Consider the following 23,334-nt stretch of genomic DNA (forward strand, 5'->3'; position numbering starts at 1 on the left):
GTGTAGGAAGCCGGGGGGAACCCTTTCTACAGAAAGGGTTCCCCCCGGCTTCCTACACCGGCAGCGCAGCCGCGGCCTCGCCGGCGGCTTCGCGCTGCATGGATTCGATCAGTTCCACCAGGGCGGTCGCCTGCTCGGCTAGTTCGCTGACGGCCTTTTCCGCCTCGGTCATGGACTGGCTCGTTTCGGACGAGATGGCGTTGACCTCGACGATGGAGCGGTTGATCTCCTCCGTGGCCGAGGACTGCTCCTCTGTTGCCGTGGCGATGGCGCGCACCTGGTCCGCGACGGCTTCCACCAGGGAGACGATGGCGGTGAGCGCTTCCCCCGATTCCTGGGCCTTGGTCGTGGCCTCGGCGGTATCCGCCACCGCGCGCTCCATATTGTCCACGTTGGTGCGCGTGCCTTGTTGGATGCCGTGGATGGCCTCGCTGACCTCCTTGGTGGCGCTCATGGTCTTTTCCGCGAGCTTTCGCACCTCATCGGCCACCACGGCGAAGCCGCGTCCGGCCTCGCCGGCCCGGGCCGCCTCGATGGCGGCATTGAGGGCCAGCAGGTTCGTCTGGTCGGCGATGTCGTTGATCACCCCGATAATGGCCCCGATGCCCTGGGCCTGTTCGCCGAGCTGCCCCATATCGTGCTTGAGGGTCAGCGTCTGGTCCCGTACCGCCGCGATGCGGTCCACGGCTTCGGAAACGATCCCCGCGCCGCCTTCGGCTTTTCCCTTGGTCTGGTCGGCCGTTGCGGCAGCCTGGGAGGCGTTTTGGGCCACTTCGAGGACCGTGGCGTTCATCTCTTCCATGGCCGTGGCCGTCTCGCCAACGCGTTGGGACTGGACGTCCGAGCCCTGGCGCGACTGTTCAATGCGGCCGCGCAGGGCGTCCGTGGCGCGTTCCACTATTGTCACGACCTCGCCCAGGCGCGCCGCCGCATGAAGAATTCCCTCGCGTCTGGCCGCCTCGCCCTTGTGTCGGGCTTGCTCGGCAGCCGTCTGGGCGGACCGGGCCTTGTCCGATTCCTCCCTGGCCGTTTGCGTGGCCGCCTCGGCCTCGCCGATCTTGGTCCGAAGCGTGCCCACCATGCTGTGGAGCGCCTTGGACAGATCGCCCACCTCGTCGTTTTGGACGATGGTCAGCTCCGCGTCGAGCTGTCCGGCCGCCACCGCGCCGGAAAAGGCGGCCAAGGCCTGGATGGGACGGGTGAAGCGCCGGGAAAAGAAGAAACCCAGTCCGGCCAGCACGAGTACCACCGCCCCGGCGGCAAGCCCGGCGGATCTGTTGACCGCCGCCAGGGCGGCCGCCAGTTCGTTCATCCCCTTGCCCACGAACCCGATGCCGACGGGTCTGCCGTCCGCGTCCGTAAGGGGCCAGTAGACGGACACGAAGGGCCGGCCGAAAAGGGTCAGCTCGCGGAAGACGGGTTTGCCCTCCCCGAGGACCTCCCTGTTGACCTGGGCGTCGGTGGTGGTGGTGCCGATGACCCGGTGCCCGCCGTCCATGATGGTCGAGGAGATGCGGGTCACCCCGGAAAAGATGGTGGCCTCGACGCCGAGCGTCTTTCGCATGTGGTCGACCCAGACATTGTCCGCCGCCGGTTCCGCCACCACGCCGACGTTGCCGACGAGGGCGCCGTCCTTGCGAACCGGGGCCGTGGCCACAAGGGGCAGGCGCTTTTCGCCCACAGGCGCGAATCCGATCGTTTCCTCGCCGCCCCGCAGCTTGGCGTCGCGCTTGGCCAGGGCTTCGGGCAGGCCTTCGACGGCCCCGACGGCGCTAAGCACCGTGCCGGCGGCATTGGTAAAAAGGACGGCCTTGACCTGTCCGGCCGCGACGAGGTCCCGGGCCAGCCGGGAGAGCAGGGAAACATCGCCGCCGCTTATGCCGGCAATGACGTTCGGCCGCACGGCCTGGGTCTTGGCCAGGGTCCGCAACTGCGTGCGCAGCGTGAGGATGCTGTCCGCGCCGACGTTTTTGAATGCTTCGATGGTCTGGTCGTATTCCTTGGTGAAACCGCGCTCGAAGGCGATGCGCCCGGAGACGAACACGGCGATGCTGGCGATGATGACGGAGGAAACGACGAGAACGACGATTTTCGGGGTGATGCCGATGCGCATGGCCTACCTCCCCTGGCAGGGTTGAGGACGAGCGGCGAAACGTCGCGTTTTTCCGGAAAGGCCACACCTTGCGGCCGTCGCACTGGCCGATGCGGTCCCGAAAAAGTTATTCTAAAAACATAGTTGAGTCAATTGGTTATGCGTAAAAACGCATGCGCCGGCAGACGGGTGCAAGGAGGAGCGCGATAAACAAAGGCCGGAGCAAAAGCCCCGGCCTTTGTTGTCCTGCTCTGCCTGGCAAGAGTTACTTGGCGGCATCTATTTTCGCATCCGCATCCGGCGCCTCGACGGCGCAGGCCAGCGGCCAGACCTCGTCGATGCGCTCCACCGGGAGCACCTTGATCTTGCTGCGCAGGTCGCGCGGGATGTCGCGCAGGTCCTTCATGTTCTGGGCCGGCAAAATGACCCGCTTCATGCCGGCGGCGACCGCCGCCAGGACCTTCTCCTTGATGCCGCCGACCGGCAGCACCCGGCCGCGCAACGTGATCTCGCCGGTCATGGCCACGTCGTTGCACACCGGCGTGTTGGTGAGCGCCGAGATCAGCGCCGTGACCAACGTGACGCCAGCGGACGGGCCGTCCTTTGGCGTGGCTCCGGCCGGGACGTGGATGTGGATATCGTTTTTCTCGAATATCTCGGGATCGATGCCCAGGTCCTTGGCCTTGGACTTGGCGTAGGTCAGCGCCGCCTGGGCCGATTCCTTCATCACGTCGCCAAGCTTGCCCGTCAGCTGCAGGCCGCCCTTGCCGGGCAGCGTCGCCGCCTCGATATGCAGGATCGCTCCGCCGACCGGCGTCCAGGCGAGCCCCACGGCCACGCCCGGCGGCAGCTCCATCTCGCGCTCGTCGTCCATGAACCGCGCCGGGCCGAGCAGCTTTTCCAGCGAGGTGACGGTCACCCTGAAGGGCGGGTTTTCGCCTTCGGCCTTTTTGCGGGCGAGCTTTCGGGCCACGGACCCGATCTCGCGTTCGAGGTTTCGAAGCCCCGCCTCGCGGGTGTAGTCGCGGATGACCCGCGCCACCACCTTGTCCGAGATGGTCATGTCGCCCGGCTCCAGGCCGTTTTCCTTGATCTGGCGCGGCAGGATGTAACGCCTGGCGATCTTGACCTTCTCCTGTTCGGTGTAGCCCGGCAGCTGGATCAGCTCCATGCGGTCCAAAAGCGGTCCCGGGATGGTGTCCAGGATGTTGGCCGTGCAGATGAACATCACCTTGGACAGGTCGAAGGGGACGTTCAGGTAATGGTCCTGGAAGGTGTTGTTCTGTTCCGGGTCCAGCACCTCGAGCAGCGCCGAGGAGGGGTCGCCCCGGAAATCGGAACCCACCTTGTCGATTTCGTCGAGCATGATGACCGGGTTTCGCGTGCCGGCCTGCTTGATGCTCTGGACCACGCGGCCCGGCATGGAGCCGATATACGTGCGCCGGTGGCCGCGAATCTCGGCCTCGTCGCGCATGCCGCCAAGGGACATGCGCACGAACTTGCGCCCGAGCGCCCGGGCGATGGACCGGCCAAGGGAGGTCTTGCCCACGCCCGGGGGACCGACGAAGCACAGGATGGGTCCCTTCATGCCCGGGTTGAGCTTGCGCACGGACAGGTACTCCAGGATGCGCTCCTTGACCTTTTCCAGGTCGAAGTGGTCCTCGTCCAGGATGTGCTTGGCTTCCTTGATGTCGAGGCGGTCCTTGGACATCTTCTTCCAGGGCAGGTCCACCAGCCAGTCGAGGTAGGTGCGGATGACCCCGGACTCGGAGGAATCGGGGTGCATGGAGGCGAGGCGCTTGAACTGCTTGTCCGCCTCCTTTTTGACCTCCTTGGGCATGCCGGCCTTGTCCAGGGCGCCTTTGAGCTCCTCAAGCTCGTCGGACTCCTCGCCGGCCTCGCCGAGCTCGCGGCGGATGGCCTTCATCTGCTCGCGCAAAAAGAAGTCCTTCTGGGCCTTGTCCATGCCTTCCTTGGCCATGTTCTGGATCTTGGCCTGCATGGCCGCCACCTCGGCCTCCTTGACCAGCTGCTCGTTGACCAGCCGCAGGCGTTCGATGGGGTCCTCGCATTCGAGCAGGCGCTGGGCCTCCTCCACCCGCATGCGCAGGTTGGAGGCCACGAGGTCGGCCAGCCGGCCGGGCTCGTTGACGCTGTTGAGCACCGCCATGATGTCGGCCGTGGGCATGCCCCGCAGCGACAGGATCTTTTCGCTTTGCTCCCTGGCGGCCCGCATCATGGCCTCCTGCTCCAGGGTCACTTCCTTGGTGTCGCGCTCGCCGAGCACCTCTATCTTGGCCAGGTGGAAGGGGTCCGAGGAGACGAATTCCGTCACCTTGGCCCGGGTCAGCCCCTGGACCAGCACCTTGAGCCGGCCGTCGGGCATCTTGAGCATGCGCATGATCATGCCCACCGTGCCCACGCGGTAGAGGTCGTCGGCGCCCGGCTCGTCCACTTTTTCGTCCTTCTGGGTCAGGATGAGGATGTAGCGGGAGCCGTTTATGGCCGCGTCCACGGCCTGGATGGACTTGTCCCGGCCGACGAACAGCGGCAGGATCATGTAGTTGAAGACCACGATGTCGCGCACGGGCAAAACCGGCAGTTCGGCCGGGATGTCGGGCAGGTTCTTCTCCTCGGACTCGCTGGCGACCGGGGCTTCGCTGCCGTCGGGCGCGTCGCCTTCGCCCGGCGTCGGGGGGGCGACGGTCTTGGTCGGATCGAATTCGTTGTCCATGATATGCCTTGCTCCTATGTGATCTTCCGGCGCGCGGGCCGCCGGAAGGGGTGACGCTTGGAAAAAGACGGGTCGTACCGGCCTAGCCTCGGATCTCGAAGGCGTTGTAGGCCTTGTCGTAGTCGATCATATCGGCCTCGACCGACTCCACCAGGGACAGGGGCGAGCCGCCGGGCAGGCGTTGCCTCAGGGCGTCAAGCGCGGCTGCTTCGCCCTGGGCCAGGATTTCCACCTGGCCGTCGCGCAGATTGCGCACCCAGCCGGTGAGCCCCAGGCTCTTGGCCTGGTCGAACACCCAGGCCCGAAAATACACGCCCTGAACCTTGCCGGACACGGTGGCATGCAGACTAGGTGTCATGATTTCCTCCTTGGCCGTCAGACCATGCCTTCGGCCTGGAAACTGAAAAAACGGCTCTCCGTGACCACCAGATGGTCGAGCAGCCGCAGGTCGATTTCCCGGGCCGCGCTCTTGATGCGCCGGGTGAACTCCACGTCCTCGACCGAAGGCCGGGGATCGCCGCTTGGATGGTTGTGCACGAGGATCATGCCGCTGGCCTTGTGGCGCAGGGCCACGCTTAAGACCTCGCGCGGGTAGACCGCCGCCTGGTCCACGGTGCCTTTGCTCACCTGCTCCCAGCCGATAAGCCGGTTTTTGGTGTCCACAAGCGCCATCCAGAACTCCTCGCGCTCCTTGGCTCCGATCCGGGCCCGGGCCATTTCGGCCACGATATCGGGCGCGTTGAGCACCACCCTGTCGCGCGCCGGCTGTTCGTGGAACCGGGCCCAGGCCTCGCGCCACAAGGTGACGAACTCCTCGGCCCCGGGACCGAACCCCGGCACGTCGCGCAATTCCTCCATCCGGGCCAAAAGCGTGCCGCGCAGGCTGCCGAAGCGGGAGAGCAACTCCTTGGCCAGAGGCTTGTTGTCGCGGCGCACGTTGACATAGCCAAGGATGAGCTCCAGCACCTCGTAGTCCGCCAGGGCCTTGGGATCGCTGACGAGCCGGTCCTTGAGGCGGCGACGGTGACCCAGATAGTGCGGCGTTTCCTTCTTAGTAAGCATAGTATGCGGCCTGGGCAAGGCGTTTTGACGATAGGGGGGGACGTTTCACGGCAGAATGGGTGGGAAGGGCGGGGTGAAAATGGGTGGTCATGACGAAAGCGGACGTGTTTGCCGGGCATTGCCGCCGAAAAGGCGGAAAAGTTCGGCGGTCAGGTATTCCATGGCTTGTTCCGGCCTTCTGGCCCCGGATTTGATGCCGGATTCGGCGGCAAAAGCCGCCTCGAAAATGCGGGCCAGACCGACCGCGCCCAGGCGACGGGCCATGGCCTGCTTTTTTTGCAGGACAAAGGACGGCAGGCGCACGTCGCCGGCCTCGCCCGCCGCGATGCGCCACATGATCCTGGCTTCGTAGAGCAGCAGGCCCAGGAAGGGAAAGACCATATCCGCGCCGGCCAGCTGCTTTTCCCCGATCTCCCGCCACACGGCGGACGGGTCGCGCCCGCTGGCCAGGGCGTCGAGAAAGGCGAATCCGTCCATGCCCTCGTGACCGCCGACCTGGCAAACGTCGGCCATGGTGAGGACCGTGCGGTCGCCAAGGGCCAGCTCCAGCTTGGCCAGTTCGTTGTCGGCCCGGGCGAGGTCCAGGGGCAAGGCGGCGGCGAGGGCCTCGGCCACCCCCGGCTCGAAAGCCAGCTTCCGGCTCCCCGCCCAGTCGGAAAGACGCGGCCCCATGTCCCGGCGGGAAAGCCCCGGCGAGACGAAAAGCCATTTCTTTTTTTCGGCCACCTTGAAATAGGGTTGGCCGACAAGCCCCTTGGGATACTTCGGCCCCTTGCGGTCGAAAGGCCCTTCCAGGCAGAAAAACGGCCAGACCGCGTCGTTGAAGCCGCGAAGCGTCGAGGCCAGCTTGGGCCAGAATTCGGCCGGGCAGGCCTCGGCCCGGCGCAGCACCAGGGCCCGGCGGCCGGAAAAGAGGCTGGCCACGGTAAGCGCGCTCCAGAACGGGTCGCCAAGCTCCTCGTCGCCCCAGAAGACCATCTTGGTGAACCCGGAGCCGGATTCGGCCAACAGGCGATCCACGCGGTCACGAATGATCTCCGGGTCGGGACAGGCCAGAAAGGAAAAGCCGGGGCGGTTCATGGGTCGAGAGTAGCCGAGGCCCGGCCGGGGGGCAACGGGCTTGGCAGGATTGCCGCACCGGCGGGGGACGTGTATTTTGGCGGCCACCGCCATGGCACGGAGGTCTTCCGATCATGCAGAGCCCGTTGCAGCCGCAAGGCCCGGTCACCATCCAGGATTGCTTGCGCTGTCATTGCATAAGCCGCGACCCCATCATCATCATCGCCTATGGGAATCCCATGGCCCCGGCGACCATGCTCGCCCCCTTTCTGGCCGATCGCAGGGTCTATTTTATTTTGGGCAACTGGTGGTCCTACTTCGATGCCAGCCTCTTGTGCGTTACGCGCAAAGCCTACAACATCATGCGGCAGTGCTACCCGCAGCACCAATATTTCTTTTTGACGAACGACCAGGAAGAGAACCGCATTCTCGAACAACACGGGATGTTGGCTTTTTTTTGCCATCACAACGCGTTTTTGGATGAGCGCCTTTTTCACTGCCTGCCCGGCGTGCCCAAGGATCTCGATGCGGTCTATACAGCACGCCTGGAGAAGTTCAAACGCCATGAACTGGCCCGGAATATCCCTTCCTGGGGATTGCTGTATTTTCTGCCCAGGGAAAAGCCGAGGCAGCAGAGGGCCTATCTCCAGCGACTGCGCGCCATGATGCCGGGCATGGCGACGCTCAACCATGACCCGGCCACCGATGCCTATCGTTTTCTTTCTCCGGAGGAGACCTGCCGGGCCTACAATCGCGCCCGGGTGGGCCTTTGCCTGTCGCCCATGGAAGGGGGGAACTATTCCACGACGGAGTACATGCTGTGCGGCCTGCCCGTGGTATCCACACCGAGCAAGGGGGGACGGGCGTATTTTTTGGACCCGGAGATCAGCCGTGTGGCGGCGCCCTCTCCCGAGGCCATTGCGGCGGCCGTGGCCGAGCTGATCGCCCTGAAGATTCCACCCCAGGAAATCCGCCTGCGCGCCTTGCTGAAATTGCGGGAACAGCGCGCCAATTTCATCTGCCTCATCAGCTCCATCCTGCAGCAGGAAGGCAAACCCGCCTGGCGCGACGAGGACTTCGACCGCGTGTTTGTGCACAAGATGCTGACCTACCCCCGCAGTGCGGCACAGTTCCTGGCCGACAACGGACTGCTGTCCGCCTGAAACCGCTTGGCAAGCATATTGACGCGGACGGGCCGTGGCGTTACCACGCCTGCCACGTCGAGTCCCGCCCCAAGGCGGGAGCGGGGGAACCACTTCCCGGGGCGCATCGCCGCAAGGCGTAGGGCAACCTCTTCGGCCCGAGCCCGTCAGCTAACCTCGTAGACGTCGAAGGGGGACCCCCGCCACCGCATTGCGCGCGTCGGGTTCCCGCAACCGGTCGTCCGGAGGGATGCCCATGCCGCCGCGCCAGTCCGCCCGCCAGGCCCGTTGGGCCTTGCCGCATTCCCTTGCGCGTTTCGTGCTGCGCTTCCCTCCGGCCGTGGCGTCGGCGCTGGGAGCCTCGGTCCCCGATTGAGGGACCGTCCGCAGCGGTTTCCTTCCCTTTCCCTGCCATCGCGCAAGGATATACCCCATGTCCACGCACAAGAATGCCTCACTGGCGCATCGCGTCCGCCGCGCCGTTATCGGCGATTCCATCAACCTGGCCGACCAGTCGATTTTCCACAAACTGTCGCTGATCGCCTTTTTCGCCTGGGTGGGACTCGGCGCGGACGGACTGTCCTCGTCCTGCTACGGCCCGGCCGAAGCCTATCTGGCCCTTGGCGACCACACCTTTCTGGCCGTGTTCGTGGCCCTTGGCACGGCGCTGACCATCGGCGTGATAAGCGCCGCCTATTCCCAGATCATCGAGCTGTTCCCCACCGGCGGCGGCGGCTACATCGTGGCGAGCAAACTGCTTTCCCCGACGGTAGGCATGGTCTCGGGCAGTGCGCTGCTTATAGACTACGTGCTGACCATCACCTTGTCCGTGGCCAGCGGCGCGGACGCCGTCTTCAGCTTTTTGCCCGCCGCCTGGCTGCCCTACCGCCTGGAGGCGGCGGTTTGCGGCGTCGTGCTGCTGATTCTGCTGAACCTTCGCGGGGTCAAGGAATCGGTCATGGCCCTGGTGCCCATCTTCATGCTCTTCGTGGTCACCCACGCCGTGGCCCTCGGCTACGGCATCTTCTCCCACGCCGGGGCCATGCCGGCCGTGGCCGCGCGCATGACCCAGGACGTGGCCACGGCCGACAGGGAACTGGGGCTCATGGGCATGTTTCTTTTGGTGCTCCACGCCTACAGCATGGGCGCCGGCACCTATACCGGCATCGAGGCCGTGTCCAACGGCCTGCCCATCCTGCGTGAGCCCCGGGAGAAGACCGGAAAGCGGACCATGCTCTACATGGCCCTGTCCCTGGCCCTGACCGTGATCGGCATCATCGCCTGCTATCTGCTCTTCGAGGTGCGCCCCCAGGAAGGCAAGACGCTCAACGCCGTGCTGTTCGGGGCCGTGACCGCCGGCTGGGGCCCGACGTTCGGCGGCGGCTTCGTGCTCGTGACCCTCGTTTCCGAGGCGCTGCTGCTGTTCGTCGCCGCCCAGGCCGGTTTCGTCGACGGCCCGCGCGTGCTGTCCAACATGGCCATCGACCGCTGGCTGCCGGCCCGGTTCGCCCTGCTTTCCGACCGGCTCGTCACCCAGAACGGCATTTTGCTCATGGGCGCGGGCGCGCTTGTCCTCATGCTCGTCTCCCACGGCTCGGTGGATCTGCTCATCGTGCTCTACAGCATCAACGTCTTCATCACCTTCGTCCTGTCCCAGCTCGGCATGGTGCGCCACTGGTGGCAGGTGCGCGGCCAGCGCGCTCCCTGGAAAAAGGGGCTCTTTTTAAACGGCCTGGGGCTTTTGCTCACGGCCTTCATCCTGGTCATGGTCACCTGGGTGAAGTTTTTCGAGGGCGGCTGGGTGACGCTGCTCATCACCGGCGTCCTGGCCGCCGCCGCCTGGGGAATCCGCCGCCATTACAACCGGGTGGGGGCCAAAATCCGCAAGCTCGACGTGCTGCGCGCCGTGGTGGACCCCAATAACCCCTACACCCCGCCCATCCCGGACAATCCCGCCTCCGGGGCCGAGCCGGACCTGCGCGCCCCGACGGCCGTCATCTTCGTCAACGGCTTCAACGGGCTCGGCATCCACACCCTGCTGTCCGTGGTCCGGCTTTTCGGCAAGGACATCGCCAACTTCGTCTTCGTGCAGATCGGCGTGGTGGACGCGGCGGTTTTCAAGGGTGCGGCCGAACTGGCGCGGCTCAAGGTCGGCATGGAGCATGACCTGCAAACCTACGTCGGGCTCATGCGGGAGCGGGGCTACCACGCCGAGGCCCATTGGGCCGTGGGCACGGACATCGTCCAGGAGATCCTCGACCTGGCCCCGTCGCTTCGCGAACGCTTTCCCAAGGCCATTTTCTTCGGCGGCCAGATCGTTTTCGAGAAGGAGACCTTCCTCACCCGGCTGCTCCACAACTACGTGGTTTTCACCCTGCAACGCCAGCTTTACCGGTTGGGACTGCCGTTTATGATCATGCCCGTCATGCTCGATCGGCCCGATGGCGGGACGGCCATGGCTGCCTGAAAAAAAACCGCCGGGGATCGTCCGCCATGGCGGCACGTTGGGGTTTCCCCCAGGCGGCTGGGGAAAACTTGCGCTTGCAATCGGGCCGGTGCGGGGTATGACGAATAGCGATTTTCGGGGGTGTCAGGGGAGCCTTTCGCCCGGGTCGTTGGGGAGCGACCGGGCTGTCACTTCATCTATATCCTACTGGTATTGTTATACAATGAAGGTCTCTCAAGCCTGGGGGCTCGTGCGAGGCATCGAGCCCATGTCCCTGTGTGATTGGCCGGGGCGTTTAAGCGCCGTGTTTTTTTTCGGCGGCTGCAACCTGCGCTGTCCGTACTGCCACAACGCCGGGCTCGCCTGGGGCAGCGAGGGGAAGACGCCCCTCGATGCCGCTTCGGTGCGCCGTTTCGCCGATTCCCATGCCAAATGGCTCGACGGCTTTGTCGTCACCGGCGGCGAGCCGACCCTGGTGCCCGGCCTGGCCGATTTCGCCGCCGAGCTGGCCGCCTGCGGCCCGGCCGTCAAGATCGATTCCAACGGCATGCGGCCGGACGTGCTGGCCGAGGTCCTTGGCCGGCTGCCCGGGGCGCGGTTTTCCGTGGACGTCAAGGCGCCTTACGCCAAGTACGGCCTGGTCACGGGAGGGGCCGTGACCCCGGAAGAGGCGGCCGACCGTCTTGGCGAGGTCTTTTCCCTGGCGTTGCGGCATCCGGACCGCTTCGCCTTTCGCACCACCCAGGTTCCGGAGCTGACCGGGGACGACGTCAGGGAGATCAGGGAGGCCCTGCCGTCGGGGTTCACGCTCACCGTGCAGGCGTTTCGCAAGCCAAGACTGAAAAGGGAGGAGGAGGGGCATGCCCAAGCAGATTCGAAAGCGCGACGGATGTCTGGAAACGTGGTCGACCCAACGCATCGCCCAGGCGATTTTAAAAGCCCTCAAGGCCAGCGGCATCCAGGACCCGCTGCTGTCCACGCGGCTTGCCCATAAGGTCGAGGCCAAGCTCGAGGGCGTCGACGTTCCCGAGCAGGAGGCCGTGCAGGACGCCGTGGAGCAGGTGCTCATGGAGTCGCGGCTTTTCGGCGTGGCCCGCCGCTACATCGTGTACCGCGAAAAGCGCCGGGAGCTGCGCGAACAAAAGGCCGCCTTTCTCGACATCGCCGAGGTCATCGACAACTATATTTCCAAGACCGACTGGCGGGTGGCGGAAAACGCCAACATGACGCACTCCTTCCAGGGGCTCATGCTGCACCTCTCCGGCACGGTCCAGGCCCGCTACGCCCTCGGCAAGTATCCCCAGGAAGCGCGCGAGGCCCACGACCACGGCTATTTCCACATCCACGACCTGTCGTTCGGTCTGGCCGGCTACTGCGCCGGCTGGAGCCTTCGCGACCTGCTCCTTGAGGGCTTCAATCTGCCCGGGCGCTCCTGCGCCGGTCCGGCCAGGCATTTCGACGCGGCCTTGGGCCAGATGGTCAATTTTCTGGGCACGCTGCAAAACGAGTGGGCCGGGGCCCAGGCTTTCAACAACGTCGACACTTACCTCGCCCCCTTCATCCGCGAGGACGGGCTCACCTACCGCGAAGTCAAGCAGGCCATGCAGAAGTTCGTCTTCAACCTCAACACCACCTCGCGCTGGGGCGGGCAGAGTCCTTTCACCAACCTGACCTTCGACCTGGCCCCGCCCAGGCATCTGGCCAAGGAGGCGGTCATTGTCGGCGGCGAGATGCGCGACGCCATCTACGGCGATTTCCGGGCGGAAATGGAGATGATCAACCGGGCCTTTCTGGAGGTCATGGCCGAGGGCGACTACCACGGCCGGATTTTCTCGTTTCCCATCCCGACCTACAACATCACGGCCGATTTCCCCTGGGATTCCGAGATCGGCACCCTGCTTCTGGAACTGACGGCCAAGTACGGCGCGCCCTATTTCCAGAACTTCATCAATTCCGACCTGTCGCCCGAGGACGTGCGTTCCATGTGCTGCCGGTTGCAGATGGACCTGCGCCAGTTGCGCAACAAGGTGGGCGGGCTTTTCGGGGCCGGCGACCTGACCGGGTCCATCGGCGTGGTGACGCTCAATCTCCCCAAGCTGGCCTTCCTGGCCCAGGGCGAGGAGGATTTCCTGGACCTCGTGCAGGAGTATGCCGAGTTGGCCAGGGACGCGCTGGAATTCAAGCGCAAGATGATCAGCGACAACCTGGAGCGCGGGCTTTTCCCCTGGACGCGGCGCTACCTGAAAAACGGCTTCAAGGGCCATTTCTCGACCATCGGGTTGATCGGCGGCCACGAGGCCTGCCTGAACCTGCTCGGCAAGGGCATCGAGACCGACGCCGGCCTGCGCATGATGACCCGGGTGCTGGGGCACCTGCGCCAGCTGACGTCGCGGTTCCAAGAGGAGACCGGGAACCTCTACAACCTCGAGGCCACCCCGGCCGAGGGCACGAGCTATCGCCTGGCCAAGATCGACAAGGCACTTTACGCCGACATCAAGGCCTCGGGCAACGGCACGCCGTATTACACCAATTCGACGACGCTGCCCGTCGGGCTCTCGCGCGACGTCTTCTACGCCCTGGAGCACCAGAACAAGCTTCAGCCGCTTTATACCGGCGGCACGGTGTTCCACACCTACCTTGGCGAGGCCGTGGCCGACACCGAGGCGCTCAAGTCCTTTATCATCAAGGCGTTCACCATGACCAAGATCCCGTACCTGTCGATCACGCCCACGTTTTCGGTGTGCAAGACCCACGGGTACATCAAGGGCGAGCATTTCGAGTGCCCGGAATGCGGCGCGCCGTCGGAAGTGTTCACGCGCATCGTGGGCTACTACCGGCCGGTGTCCATGTGGAACAAGGGCAAGCAGGCGGAGTATGCCGAGCGGCTGACCTACGGGGAGGTCTGCTAGTGTCGCGTTCTCGAAATTCGTGCATACGAATTTTTGGAGTAATATATTTAAATAATTATTTTTTCTCTAAAAAATATTGTCATATTTTTTAGAGAACGCCACACTAGGCTTTCCCGTGCAATCAGGCAGGGGAGCGTGCCCCCCTGCCTGATTGCACTGCGGGGCGCGATGTGTTTGTTTTTCGGTCGCGGAGGCGATTTTTTGATCGCGGTGGCGGAACTTCGTCAGGGAACCATTTGACGGGCATCGTTATACGTCATGAGCTTCAAGCATTGCATCATCACCCGTTTCAATGTCCATATCAATCCGACGCCCTATGATTTCCGTTTGAGCGACGCCTGGCTCGCCGAACGCTTCGAGCTCTTCAGCACGTTTTGTCTCCCCTCCGTCGCGGGGCAGGAATGCCAGGACTTCACCTGGCTTGTCCTATTTGACGAGCAGACGCCGGCGAAGTTCAAGCGCATTGTCGCCTCACTGCAAAAATACAAGAATTTCGTGCCACTTTTTTGCAACGATTTCCCGTCGATCATGCCCCGGGTGCGTCGCTATATCACGGAGACATTCGAGGAATATGAATACTGCCTGACCACCAGGCTGGACAACGACGACGCCTTGTCCAACAGGTTCGTCGCCGTGCTCCACAACGTCGTCACGACCATGCTGGCCGCGCAGGATCCGCCGCCGCCCGAGCTGTACATTAATTTCCCCAACGGTCTCCAGTTCAACCATGGCGCCCTCTATGACTTTTTCGACCTGACCAACGCCTTCGTCAGCCTGCTGGAGCGCAACAAGCCGCCGCACACCGTGTTCTGGGTCGACCACCCGGCCATATACGAGGTGGCTCCCGTGGCCCAGATAGAAACCAGGCCGCTTTTTTTGCAAACCGTGCATGGAATGAACGTCTATAACTATATTCGCGGCGAGTTGCTGGAAAACAAGGAGATCCTCGCCGAGTTCAATCTCGGGCTGTAAGACGGGATGCCGCGCCCGGGCGTCGTTTCCGTTGGGGGCGTCCCACCTCCCGGGGCGGCATTGGGGCTGTGTGCGCCGGTTTTGGCTCCCGGCCGGGGCTGTGGGGTGCGCGGCGTTTGCGCCTCCTCCGGGTGGGGCTTCCCCCGGGCGAAGGTTTTCTTTCCTTGCAAGCTGGTGTAGGTTCCCGAGCAGTGGGGGAGCGTCCTTCCGACGCCAAATCTATTTTGTAGCCGCCTTAAATATATTGTTTTTTTTCGTCGAGCCGCTTTTTGCGGCTACGCTTTTTTTGACCCTGTACCCGAGGATTCGCCGCCTATGACTACCCTGCCCATACCCGCCGATCTGCCCGAAGCCGCCGTAAATCCCAACGCCCAGGTGGTCCTGGCCAAACGCTATCTGCAAAAAGGCCCCGACGGCACGCCCATAGAGGACGCCCGGGGCCTTTTCTGGCGCGTGGCCTCGGCCATAGCCGCCGTGGAGGCGAACTACGAAAAGTCGCCGTTCACCCCCGAGGCCCTGGCCCGCAAATTCTACGACCTCATGGCGGGGATGCGCTTTCTGCCCAATTCCCCGACGCTCATGAACGCCGGCGCGCCGCTCGGGCAGCTCGCCGCCTGCTTCGTGCTGCCGGTCGGCGACTCCATGGAGGAAATCTTCGACGCCGTGAAATTCGCGGCGCTCATCCATAAATCCGGCGGCGGCACGGGCTTTTCCTTCTCCAGGCTGCGCCCGAAAAAAAGCCGCGTCGGCTCGACCGGCGGCGTGGCCTCGGGGCCGGTCTCGTTCATGCGCATCTTCAATACCGCAACCGAGCAGGTCAAACAGGGCGGCACGAGGCGCGGGGCCAACATGGGCATACTGCGCATTGACCACCCCGACATCCTGGAATTTATCACCTGCAAGGAGCGCGAAAACGAGCTCCAGAATTTCAACATCTCCGTGGCCCTGACCGAACGCTTCATGCAGGCCGTGGAAAAGGGCGAGGACTACGACCTGATCGATCCCCGGGACAAGAGCGTGGCCGGCAAACAGAGCGCGGCCGAGGTCTTTTCCCTGCTCGTGCGCAAGGCCTGGGAATCCGGCGATCCCGGCATCGTCTTCATCGACCGCATCAACCGCGACAACCCCACCCCGGCCCTGGGCGAGATCGAGTCGACCAATCCCTGCGGCGAACAGCCGCTTCTGCCCTACGAGGCCTGCAACCTCGGCTCCATCAACCTCTCCGTCTTTTTCGACCCCGAGGCCGAGGACGGCATCGACTGGAAAGGGCTGACCGAAACCGTGCACCTGGCCGTGCGTTTCCTGGACAACGTCATAGACGCCTCGCGCTATCCCCTGGACCAGATCACCGAGATGGTCCACGCCAACCGCAAGATTGGGCTCGGCCTCATGGGATTCGCCGATCTGCTCTACCTGCTGCATATCCCCTACGACAGCACCGAGGCCCTGTCCCTGGCCGAAAAGGTCATGGAGACAATCCTGGCCGAGGCCCGTTCCGCCTCCAAGAGCCTGGCCGCCGAACGCGGCCCCTTCCCGGCCTATGCCGATTCCGTCTTCGGCAAGCGCAACCTCGGCCCCTACCGCAACGCCACCACCACCACCATCGCCCCGACCGGCACCCTGTCCATCATTGCCGGCTGCTCGTCGGGCATCGAGCCGCTTTTCGCCCTGGCCTTTTCCCGCAACGTCATGGACGGCGAAAAGCTCGTGGAGGCCAACCCCCATTTCGTGGCCGCCATGAAGGAAGCCGGGGCCTATTCCGAAAGCCTCATGGAAGAGGTCACCCGCAAGGGCTCCATCGCCCATATCGGCATGCTGCCCGAGGAACTGCGCGACGTCTTCGTCACGGCCATGGACATCGAGCCGGTCTGGCACCTCAAGATGCAGGCGGCCTTCCAGAAGTATACCGACAACGCCGTGTCCAAGACCGTCAACCTGCCCAGTAAGGCGACCAAGGAAGATATCCGGGAAATCTACTGGCTGGCCTACGAGCTGGGGTGCAAGGGCGTGACCGTCTACCGCGACGGCTGCAAGGCGGGCCAGGTGCTGTGCACGGGCGAGGGCGGCCAGGCCGAGACGGCCAAGCCCCAAAGCAAGGTGCGCGTGCGTCCGGATATCGTTTTCGGCTTCACCCAGAAGGTCAAAACCGGGCTCGGCGAACTCTACCTCACCGTCAACGAGGTCGAAGGCAAGCCCTTCGAGGTCTTCGCCACCATCGGCAAGTCCGGCCGCTCGGTCACGGCCAAGGCCGAGGCCATCGGCCGGCTGGTGTCCCTGGCCTTGCGCTCGGGCGTGGACGTGGCCGACATCGTGGGCCAGCTCAAGGGCATCGGCGGCGAGAATCCGGTCTTCCAGAAAAAGGGCCTGCTGCTCTCCATCCCGGACGCCGTGTCCTGGGTGCTGGAAAACCGCTACCTGCAAGGCGCGCATATCCACGACGACACCGGCAACCTGATGAACCCCACCTGCCCGGACTGCGGCGGCGAGCTGACCTTCGAGGAAGGCTGCCACGTGTGCAAGGCCTGCGGCTATACCAAGTGTGGTTAGTTTTCATCTCGCAGCGCATCCAGGCATGATTCGCCTGTCGGCAATGCGCTTCGCTTGGTTGCGGCAATTCCGAGGCATCTGGTAAAAGCGGTTTGTGCTTGGCCTTGCCGTGTTCCGATAGGGGTCGTTCGGGAACGCTATGGTTCTGAATGTGGTCAATGATGCCCCCGTCGCCGTGACGCCACGGCCGACGACGATGGGGAGCGGGCAATGGACTGAGGCCGCAGTGTCGCCAGAGCCGTTTACGTCCCGCGGCCGCGGGTGCCTCCCTCACACGAGAGCTCAATCATGAATATCTGTCTTGATAAGAAAAATAATTATAAAATTATTTTTTTGATTAGTATATTTGTAGTCGGGGTGTGTCTCCGATTGTATAAACTCGAAACCCCTGCATTCTGGAATGATGAGATAAATTTTATACTGATTTCCACAAATTCAGTTAGAAGTATTGTTGATTTTTGCTACACTTATGAAGTTCATCCTCCTCTGTATTTTTTTATTCAGAAGTTGTTTTTTCTTACAGGCGATTCCAATTTTGCGTTGCGCATATATCCAGTAATATTTTTTGTGGCAACTTTTTACGTGATGTATAAACTCTGTCAGCGATATTGCGATAAATTTGTTACTTATTTTGCTTTGGTACTTTTTTCCGTATCTCCGTACGCCATACTCATGTCCCGCCAGGTTCGGCCGTACTCATTTTTATGTCTCCTCTTTGTTCTGAGTCTTTACTTCATGGTATTGTTTCTTGAATCTCGAAAATATATTTATTTGTCGCTGCTTATTGCTGCTAACGCGTTAATGATCAATATACACTATCTGATGATACCTGTTCCTGTTTCTCAAGGAATTATACTTCTTTACTGCCTCGTTAAAAACAAAGTAAGAAAAATAGATTTTTTGTCATTTTGCTTTTTTTCAGCTTTGTCATCAATCCCAACATTATTTTTTTTGGTCCCATTATTGCTTTGGCGAAAGAATCAATATGTGAGAACCGCAGGTTCTCTATTTGATGCTGTAAGCAAAATCATAACGGCGATTAGTAAAACTGTACTTTTTGCTGTTCCGCAAGGGATGGCTAGCGTCTTAATAATGATACTAGTCATTATTGGTATGGTCGTTGTCTGCAAACGAAATAGGATGCTAATCTCTGTCGTTGTGACTTTTATTCTATATTTTATTTTATGTGTTTTGTTTAAAAGGATAGAGCATCTTTCTGTTTTTCACATGTATTTTATGTTCCCGGTGCTTTGTTTGTTCGTCGCCACTGCTGTGGACGTTTTTGTTCTTCGGTGTGCTGCTTGTTATAAGTTTTTATTAGTTTTGCTATTATTTGTTGCTGTTTCATTTACCGATTTAAGCTATTACACAAAAAAACTCTATGGTGAACGCGCGTATTTTTCGACGGTATACAATATCGGTGATCTTAGTCTGTATGAGCATGCTTTGCCAGGAATGATCAATAAGGGGGAGGCGGTTGTCTGGCTCAATACGAATATCGGGAGGGCTGTTAACTGGTTGATATCGAGGACAATCCAACCGAACTATATAGATATTAATGTTCCATCAAAGACTGACAGCCAGATTATTAAATATATAGATTTTTCAGCGTATAAAACGCCATTTGTGCGATCTTTTGTCGATAAGAGCCTCGCTGCGAAAAATTATATTCCGGAAAAATTGGATTTTCTTGATATCTATACTGAAGTAGTCCCGAGAATTCGTCGTATTATGCTCTCGGGCGAGTCTGGTGAATCAGCAATAGATTTTACACCGCGTGCATTTTACTCCTTGGTGAATGATTATAACGCAATAAAGTTATATCCGGATAATTCCTGGGAGCTTGTTCCCGCTGCTATAGGTAAGATTGGAACGGCAACATATCGTTTTGATTTTGATACGCAGAATGATGCTGCGGCGCGTGATGTTTATGTTGTTATCGGTTATAACAATTTGGATAAAGGTAATCGCATCGAAGCGGGTTGGTCGATAGACAAATTCCGATCGCAATATAAGGCCTTGTCGAGCTCTGCTCTCAACGATGGTAAGCTGAATTATTTTAAAATATCGGATAGTGACACATCTCGACCGCTTTATATTACGTTCTCATTGTATTGTGCAGGGAATAAATCCATGGGTATGTACGCAGACGACGTTCCGTCAATAAAAATAAAAAAGGCGTTTGTTTTTTATTGCGCAAAGAATAAAGAAAAAGAATGCAGACGTAAAGTCAGTGATCTTTTGTTGAAAAGTAAAAGTTTTGCGCAACCGTTCTTCGTGGAAAATTTGTCATATCTTAATATTGCAAAGCATGTTGAGTCTGGGCAAAACGTTTTTTCTCCTCAAAATGCCAGTGAAGAAGGAAGTATATTTTTCAAAAAAAATTTGGATAATAATATTCTCTATTATTATCCAAGAGTGTCAGGCGAAGACGGATATGTGAAAATATGTCGCGATTCGTGCGATAAAAATAAACCTGAAGCGGTGTATCAATCAAATGCCGCTGGGTGGTCCCCTATTGGTGCGGTAATCCCGCTACAATTGGATTCTGAGGATACGGGGGCTGCGCGGAACTATGAAATTCGTCTGTATCACGCCCAGCTTTGGGAACGCGATGGGGCTCTTCTGGCGACATATCCCGAGGCAAAGCCCTGACCGTTTGCCGCAACCTGACCTTTGGCGTCAAAGGCCTACTTGCGCAACGCCGGATACTCCATGACGACCTCGCCGTCCTGGTAGCGGAACACCACGTCACGGGTGTCCTCGGGCACGGTCAGAAACGCCTCGCCGATGTTGATCTCGACATTGGCCCCGACGCGCCCCGGCACGATCACCCGGCAGTCGGCGAACCGGCGCAAGGCGTCGGGGCTCGACCACAACTGCCAGAGTTGGGCCTTGCAGGCCGCCAGGAGCTTCTCGTAGTGGGAAAGCTCCGTGGCGCAGGCCTCGGCCCGTTCGCTGCCCCGCTGCATCTCGATGCGGCAGGCCTCGATCTCCATGCGCGCCTCCCGCACCCGGGCCTTCAGGCGCTGGTCCTTGTGGATGCGCTCGGGATCGTAGCCCACGAGCAGCCGCGTCTGGCTCTGGCCGCCGCCGCCAAGCTGTTCGCCCACGTAGACCGCATCGCCGCAATAGGCCTCGCCGCCGACCAACCGGCCCTTCACGGCCAGCTTTTCCCCGGCGAAAAGCCGGCAATGCATGCTCGCGCCCTCGATGAGGATGTTGCAAGCGGCATGGAGCGCCGCGTTTTCGCAGAATTTGGCCCGCAGGCTCTTGCCGGCCCGCAATGAGGCCTTGCCGCCGCCCATGATGCCGGATTGGCAGGAGAGATTGCCCATGGCCTGGACCCGGGCCGCTTCCACCGGGCCGCGCACGGTCACGTTGCGCCCCATGACCAGGAAGCCGGACCGGATGGAGCCGCCGACCAGCACGTCGCCGATGGCCACGATGTTGCCGGTGTGGAAGTCGATGTCGTGGCCGACCGAAAGCGTGTCGTGGACCGTGATCTTGCCGTCGGAACAGGCCACGTGGCCATTGACCGACGCGACGAGCCGCCTGGGGTTTCCCGGGTCCACCCGGCAGCCCTCGCCGTGGGAAAAGGCGGGCTGGTCCGCCACCACGTCGCCGGCCCCGGGCGGGACGTCCGGCCCGAGTTCCTCCCATTCGGCCAGGACCTGTTCGACCACCACGTTTTGCACGTAGCCCAGGTCGTACTGGTCCACGGAACCATCGTCGCGGCTCCTGGGACGCAGGCGACGGTGTTCGTAGTTCGGATCGAAATAATACTTGAGGCGATACGGCATGGGGATTCCGCCGATTTTTCCAGAGTGCCTTGTGTCATACGTACCCAAGGGGCCGGGGTAATACAAGCCCCGGCGTGGTGTCGGGCCGGAAAACCTTTGCCCGGATCGGAGTGCCGCAAGCCGCCGTGCCGGGCCCTTCATTGACGCCCCGTGCCGAATATTTTAACGTTTAATACTTTTTTGCAGCATCCATGCGCCCTGGCGCGTCCAAACCTCGAAATAAGGCGAACCCTATGGAAACCCTTCGCACCCTTCCGGGCGACGACGTCCGGCAAATCATGTGGCGCTTCGCCGACCGCTTCGACCTCCAGATGGCAGTCCAGTCCGCCCGCTCCGTGGCCAGGGGACTGGTCGCCAGGCTCGTGGCCGAAGGCGCGCGTCATTCCCACGAATGGACCGAACAAAAAGTCCAACTCCTTGCCGCTTTCGACGAGGCCGGCATCACCGCCGTCTTCATGGACCCCCATCAGGGCGGTTTCATCGAAGGCCCCAAGAACATGGCCCTGGCCCTGGTCGCCTTCGAGCTGGCCTGGGTCGACGCCGGCGCGGCCACCTGCTCCCTGGCCGGCAACCTGGCCCTTTCCCCCATCCACGAGCGCGGCACCGACGAACAGCGCGACCACTACATGAGCCTGGCCGCCCCGACTCCGGGACAGGCTCCCTGGCGCGGCGTTTTCGCCCTGACCGAGCCCCTGCCCTACGTCGGCGTGGACACGGGCGTGCTGGTCGGCAAGGTCCGCGTGGACTCCTGGGAAGAGGGCGGGGAGCCCATGCTTCAGGTGGACAAGCGCGGCCGCTTCATCACCGGCATGGACTTCGCCAATTTCGCCACCGTGGCCGTGGATACCGCCGACCCGCGCATCAAATCCTCCTGCATGGTCATCCTGGAGGAGACCGACCCGGGGCTGTTCGACCGGGGCGCCCCCACGCTCAAGATGGTCCACCAGCTGTCCTCCACCCGCGACCCGGTCTTCAGCATGAAGGTGCCGGCCAGCCGCATCATCGGCGGCTACACGGTCAAGGACGGCTGCATCGTTCCCAACTATTCCCACTCCGAGATCATCGCCGCCGTGTTCCACCGCACCCGCGTGCCTGTGGCGCTCATGACCACGGCCAAGCTGCTGTCCGCCGTGGAGCCGGTCATCCGCTACCAGCGCGGCCGCTTCCGTGGCGGCGACGCCTGCGCCGAGGGCACGCCCAAGTATGAGTTGGGCATCCAGCAGAAGCAGGACGCCCCCATCCGTCTGGCCGAGGTCTGGGCGGCCGGCGAGGCCAGCGCGTCCCTCGGGTTCGGCACGGCCCGGCTCTTCGACAACCTCGACCCGACCGAAAAAGCCAAGGACGCGGCCCTGGCCGCGGCGGGCGTCACCGGCATGCGCGCCCAGCTTTCGGCGCTCAAAAAGGTCCTGCCCCAGGCCGTCGAATACGTGAACCTGCTTTTCACCCCCGAGGCGTCCCGCGACGCCGCGCGGTTCGCCGCCCTCGACGCCGACCCGGTGGTCAAATACCAGGCCCTCGAAGCCGAAGCCGGCGTCCTGTGCCCGGCCTGCAAGCTCTGGAACACCGGCGGCGGGGCCACCGTCATGCGCGAGGCCGTGGCCATGATGGGCGGCTACGGCATCACCGAGGATTGCCCCGGCTTCCTGTTCCACAAGTGGAGCGACAGCCAGCTCGAAGCCACCTACGAAGGCCCCGAGTGCGTGCAGCGCCGCCAGCTCTCCATCACCATGGCCAGCGACATCTTCGCCGTCTACCTCGACAACTACATCGTCGAGATGGAGCGCGCGGCCGCGACCAATCCCGAGACCGGCGCCGCCACCGTGGCCGCCGGCTTCGCCCTCTGGAAACATGCCATGGGTGTTTTGGCCAAGGGCAAAGACGCCGACGGCAAGAAGCTCTACCACAGCAACCGCCAGGCCGTGACCTTTCCCCTGGCCGACGCGCTGTGCCCGCTTTTGGCCAGCCGCCTTTTCATTCTGGACATCCTGGAACTGGCCGCCAAAGGCCCGGAAAATCCGGTTGTGGCCGAGGGCCTCGCCGGCTACGTGTCCTTTTTCAGCGACCTGTCCAAATTGCAGGCGGCCAAGGCTGCCGGCGAGGCCGCCCGCGTGTGCGCGAACCTCGTGTGCGGCTACGCTCCCGAAGGCGCGGACATGGCCGCGTTCGCCGCCCTGCGTGCCGCCGTGGACATCTCCATGGCCGGTGCCGGCGCCGCCCGCGAACGCGCCGGTCAGGCCATCACCCAGGTGATGATCCCGGAAGCGCTCGATTATCCGCTGTAAGTAAGGAGGAGGGAAGGAGAGGTGGGGGCGCCGCCCCCACGCCCCCGCCAGGGCGCTGCCCTGGACCTGCCGGGGCTCTGCCCCGGACCCCGCCGGGGGGCTTGATGCCCCCCGGTCCCCCCTTTACCGGGTTGGGATGATGGATGACAGTGCGGTTGGGACAGGCGGACGGCGGGGACGCCGAACGTTTGTCGCCGCAATCGGCCCGGCGGCACGAGGCGCTTCGCGCCCCGACGCCGGACGCGATTGCGGCGACAAGGTGCGCCAGCGGCGAAGCGCCTCGTGC

General features: G+C 62.1%; 14 protein-coding genes and 1 riboswitch. Of the genes, 8 read left to right on the top strand and 6 right to left on the bottom strand.

Features of this window, described 5'->3' with window-relative positions; all coding sequences use genetic code 11:
• Nucleotides 1-52: 52 nt before the first annotated feature.
• The 5 genes from ACMZ6R_RS15965 to ACMZ6R_RS15985 form a co-directional block, all read right to left on the bottom strand.
• Complete coding sequence (locus ACMZ6R_RS15965; protein WP_416113249.1) at nt 53-2,113, bottom strand: methyl-accepting chemotaxis protein; 2,061 nt, start codon at nt 2,111-2,113, stop codon at nt 53-55.
• A 244-nt stretch (nt 2,114-2,357) separates the two neighbouring features.
• A complete protein-coding gene (lon, locus tag ACMZ6R_RS15970) occupies nt 2,358-4,826 on the bottom strand; it encodes an endopeptidase La (protein WP_416113251.1) in 2,469 nt (822 codons plus the stop codon).
• A gap of 82 nt (nt 4,827-4,908) precedes the next feature.
• A complete protein-coding gene (locus ACMZ6R_RS15975; RefSeq protein ID WP_416113253.1) occupies nt 4,909-5,184 on the bottom strand; it encodes an acylphosphatase in 276 nt (91 codons plus the stop codon).
• A 17-nt stretch (nt 5,185-5,201) separates the two neighbouring features.
• Nucleotides 5,202-5,888, bottom strand: coding sequence for a RadC family protein (gene radC, locus ACMZ6R_RS15980; RefSeq protein WP_416113255.1), 687 nt, complete (start codon nt 5,886-5,888; stop codon nt 5,202-5,204).
• 87 nt (nt 5,889-5,975) lie between these two features.
• Nucleotides 5,976-7,061 carry a DNA polymerase III subunit delta gene (locus ACMZ6R_RS15985; protein WP_416113257.1) on the bottom strand — a complete coding sequence of 362 codons (1,086 nt, stop codon included), beginning with the start codon at nt 7,059-7,061 and terminating at the stop codon, nt 5,976-5,978.
• A 20-nt stretch (nt 7,062-7,081) separates the two neighbouring features.
• Between ACMZ6R_RS15985 and ACMZ6R_RS15990 the strand changes: the two genes are divergently transcribed.
• From ACMZ6R_RS15990 to ACMZ6R_RS16020, 7 genes are all read left to right on the top strand, one after another.
• On the top strand, nt 7,082-8,110 hold the full coding sequence (locus ACMZ6R_RS15990) for a glycosyltransferase (RefSeq protein WP_416113259.1): 1,029 nt from the start codon (nt 7,082-7,084) through the stop codon (nt 8,108-8,110).
• Nucleotides 8,111-8,155: 45 nt separating this feature from the next.
• Nucleotides 8,156-8,290, top strand: a riboswitch (cyclic di-AMP (ydaO/yuaA leader).
• A 232-nt stretch (nt 8,291-8,522) separates the two neighbouring features.
• Nucleotides 8,523-10,556, top strand: coding sequence for an APC family permease (locus tag ACMZ6R_RS15995; RefSeq protein ID WP_416113261.1), 2,034 nt, complete (start codon nt 8,523-8,525; stop codon nt 10,554-10,556).
• A 247-nt stretch (nt 10,557-10,803) separates the two neighbouring features.
• Nucleotides 10,804-11,529 carry a radical SAM protein gene (locus ACMZ6R_RS16000; RefSeq protein WP_416113263.1) on the top strand — a complete coding sequence of 242 codons (726 nt, stop codon included), beginning with the start codon at nt 10,804-10,806 and terminating at the stop codon, nt 11,527-11,529.
• On the top strand, nt 11,453-13,444 hold the full coding sequence (locus tag ACMZ6R_RS16005) for a ribonucleoside triphosphate reductase (RefSeq protein WP_416113275.1): 1,992 nt from the start codon (nt 11,453-11,455) through the stop codon (nt 13,442-13,444). The genes ACMZ6R_RS16000 and ACMZ6R_RS16005 overlap by 77 nt, the downstream gene beginning before the upstream one ends.
• A 258-nt stretch (nt 13,445-13,702) precedes the next feature.
• The gene (locus ACMZ6R_RS16010) at nt 13,703-14,416 is read left to right on the top strand and encodes a glycosyltransferase (RefSeq protein ID WP_416113265.1); all 714 of its coding nucleotides are present in this window, start codon (nt 13,703-13,705) and stop codon (nt 14,414-14,416) included.
• A 315-nt stretch (nt 14,417-14,731) separates the two neighbouring features.
• Nucleotides 14,732-16,963 (top strand): vitamin B12-dependent ribonucleotide reductase, encoded by a 2,232-nt coding sequence (locus ACMZ6R_RS16015; protein WP_416113267.1) that lies wholly within the window; start codon nt 14,732-14,734, stop codon nt 16,961-16,963.
• A gap of 288 nt (nt 16,964-17,251) precedes the next feature.
• Nucleotides 17,252-19,618 (top strand): glycosyltransferase family 39 protein, encoded by a 2,367-nt coding sequence (locus ACMZ6R_RS16020; RefSeq protein WP_416113269.1) that lies wholly within the window; start codon nt 17,252-17,254, stop codon nt 19,616-19,618.
• A gap of 35 nt (nt 19,619-19,653) precedes the next feature.
• Here ACMZ6R_RS16020 and ACMZ6R_RS16025 read toward each other — a convergent pair whose 3' ends face one another.
• Entirely contained in the window at nt 19,654-20,766 is a 1,113-nt protein-coding gene (locus ACMZ6R_RS16025; protein WP_416113271.1) for a DUF342 domain-containing protein, read from the bottom strand.
• A 233-nt stretch (nt 20,767-20,999) separates the two neighbouring features.
• Here ACMZ6R_RS16025 and ACMZ6R_RS16030 point away from each other — a divergent pair, with 233 nt between their 5' ends.
• Nucleotides 21,000-23,048: an acyl-CoA dehydrogenase family protein gene (locus ACMZ6R_RS16030; protein WP_416113273.1), complete on the top strand. Its 2,049-nt coding sequence runs from the start codon at nt 21,000-21,002 to the stop codon at nt 23,046-23,048.
• Nucleotides 23,049-23,334: the final 286 nt, after the last annotated feature.

The organism is Solidesulfovibrio sp. C21, assembly GCF_047785625.1.
Taxonomy (GTDB): Bacteria; Desulfobacterota; Desulfovibrionia; order Desulfovibrionales; family Desulfovibrionaceae; genus Solidesulfovibrio.

Excerpts from the sequence above, each read along its gene's own strand:
- ACMZ6R_RS15985 (WP_416113257.1), bottom strand. The coding sequence starts at position 7,061 with ATGGCGGTGGCCGCCAAAATACACGTCCCCCGCCGGTGCGGCAATCCT.
- ACMZ6R_RS16015 (WP_416113267.1), top strand. The coding sequence starts at position 14,732 with ATGACTACCCTGCCCATACCCGCCGATCTGCCCGAAGCCGCCGTAAAT.
- ACMZ6R_RS16025 (WP_416113271.1), bottom strand. The coding sequence starts at position 20,766 with ATGCCGTATCGCCTCAAGTATTATTTCGATCCGAACTACGAACACCGT.
- ACMZ6R_RS15965 (WP_416113249.1), bottom strand. The coding sequence starts at position 2,113 with ATGCGCATCGGCATCACCCCGAAAATCGTCGTTCTCGTCGTTTCCTCC.
- ACMZ6R_RS15975 (WP_416113253.1), bottom strand. The coding sequence starts at position 5,184 with ATGACACCTAGTCTGCATGCCACCGTGTCCGGCAAGGTTCAGGGCGTG.
- radC (WP_416113255.1), bottom strand. The coding sequence starts at position 5,888 with ATGCTTACTAAGAAGGAAACGCCGCACTATCTGGGTCACCGTCGCCGC.
- ACMZ6R_RS16030 (WP_416113273.1), top strand. The coding sequence starts at position 21,000 with ATGGAAACCCTTCGCACCCTTCCGGGCGACGACGTCCGGCAAATCATG.
- ACMZ6R_RS16000 (WP_416113263.1), top strand. The coding sequence starts at position 10,804 with ATGTCCCTGTGTGATTGGCCGGGGCGTTTAAGCGCCGTGTTTTTTTTC.
- ACMZ6R_RS15995 (WP_416113261.1), top strand. The coding sequence starts at position 8,523 with ATGTCCACGCACAAGAATGCCTCACTGGCGCATCGCGTCCGCCGCGCC.
- ACMZ6R_RS15990 (WP_416113259.1), top strand. The coding sequence starts at position 7,082 with ATGCAGAGCCCGTTGCAGCCGCAAGGCCCGGTCACCATCCAGGATTGC.
- ACMZ6R_RS16010 (WP_416113265.1), top strand. The coding sequence starts at position 13,703 with ATGAGCTTCAAGCATTGCATCATCACCCGTTTCAATGTCCATATCAAT.
- ACMZ6R_RS16020 (WP_416113269.1), top strand. The coding sequence starts at position 17,252 with ATGAATATCTGTCTTGATAAGAAAAATAATTATAAAATTATTTTTTTG.
- lon (WP_416113251.1), bottom strand. The coding sequence starts at position 4,826 with ATGGACAACGAATTCGATCCGACCAAGACCGTCGCCCCCCCGACGCCG.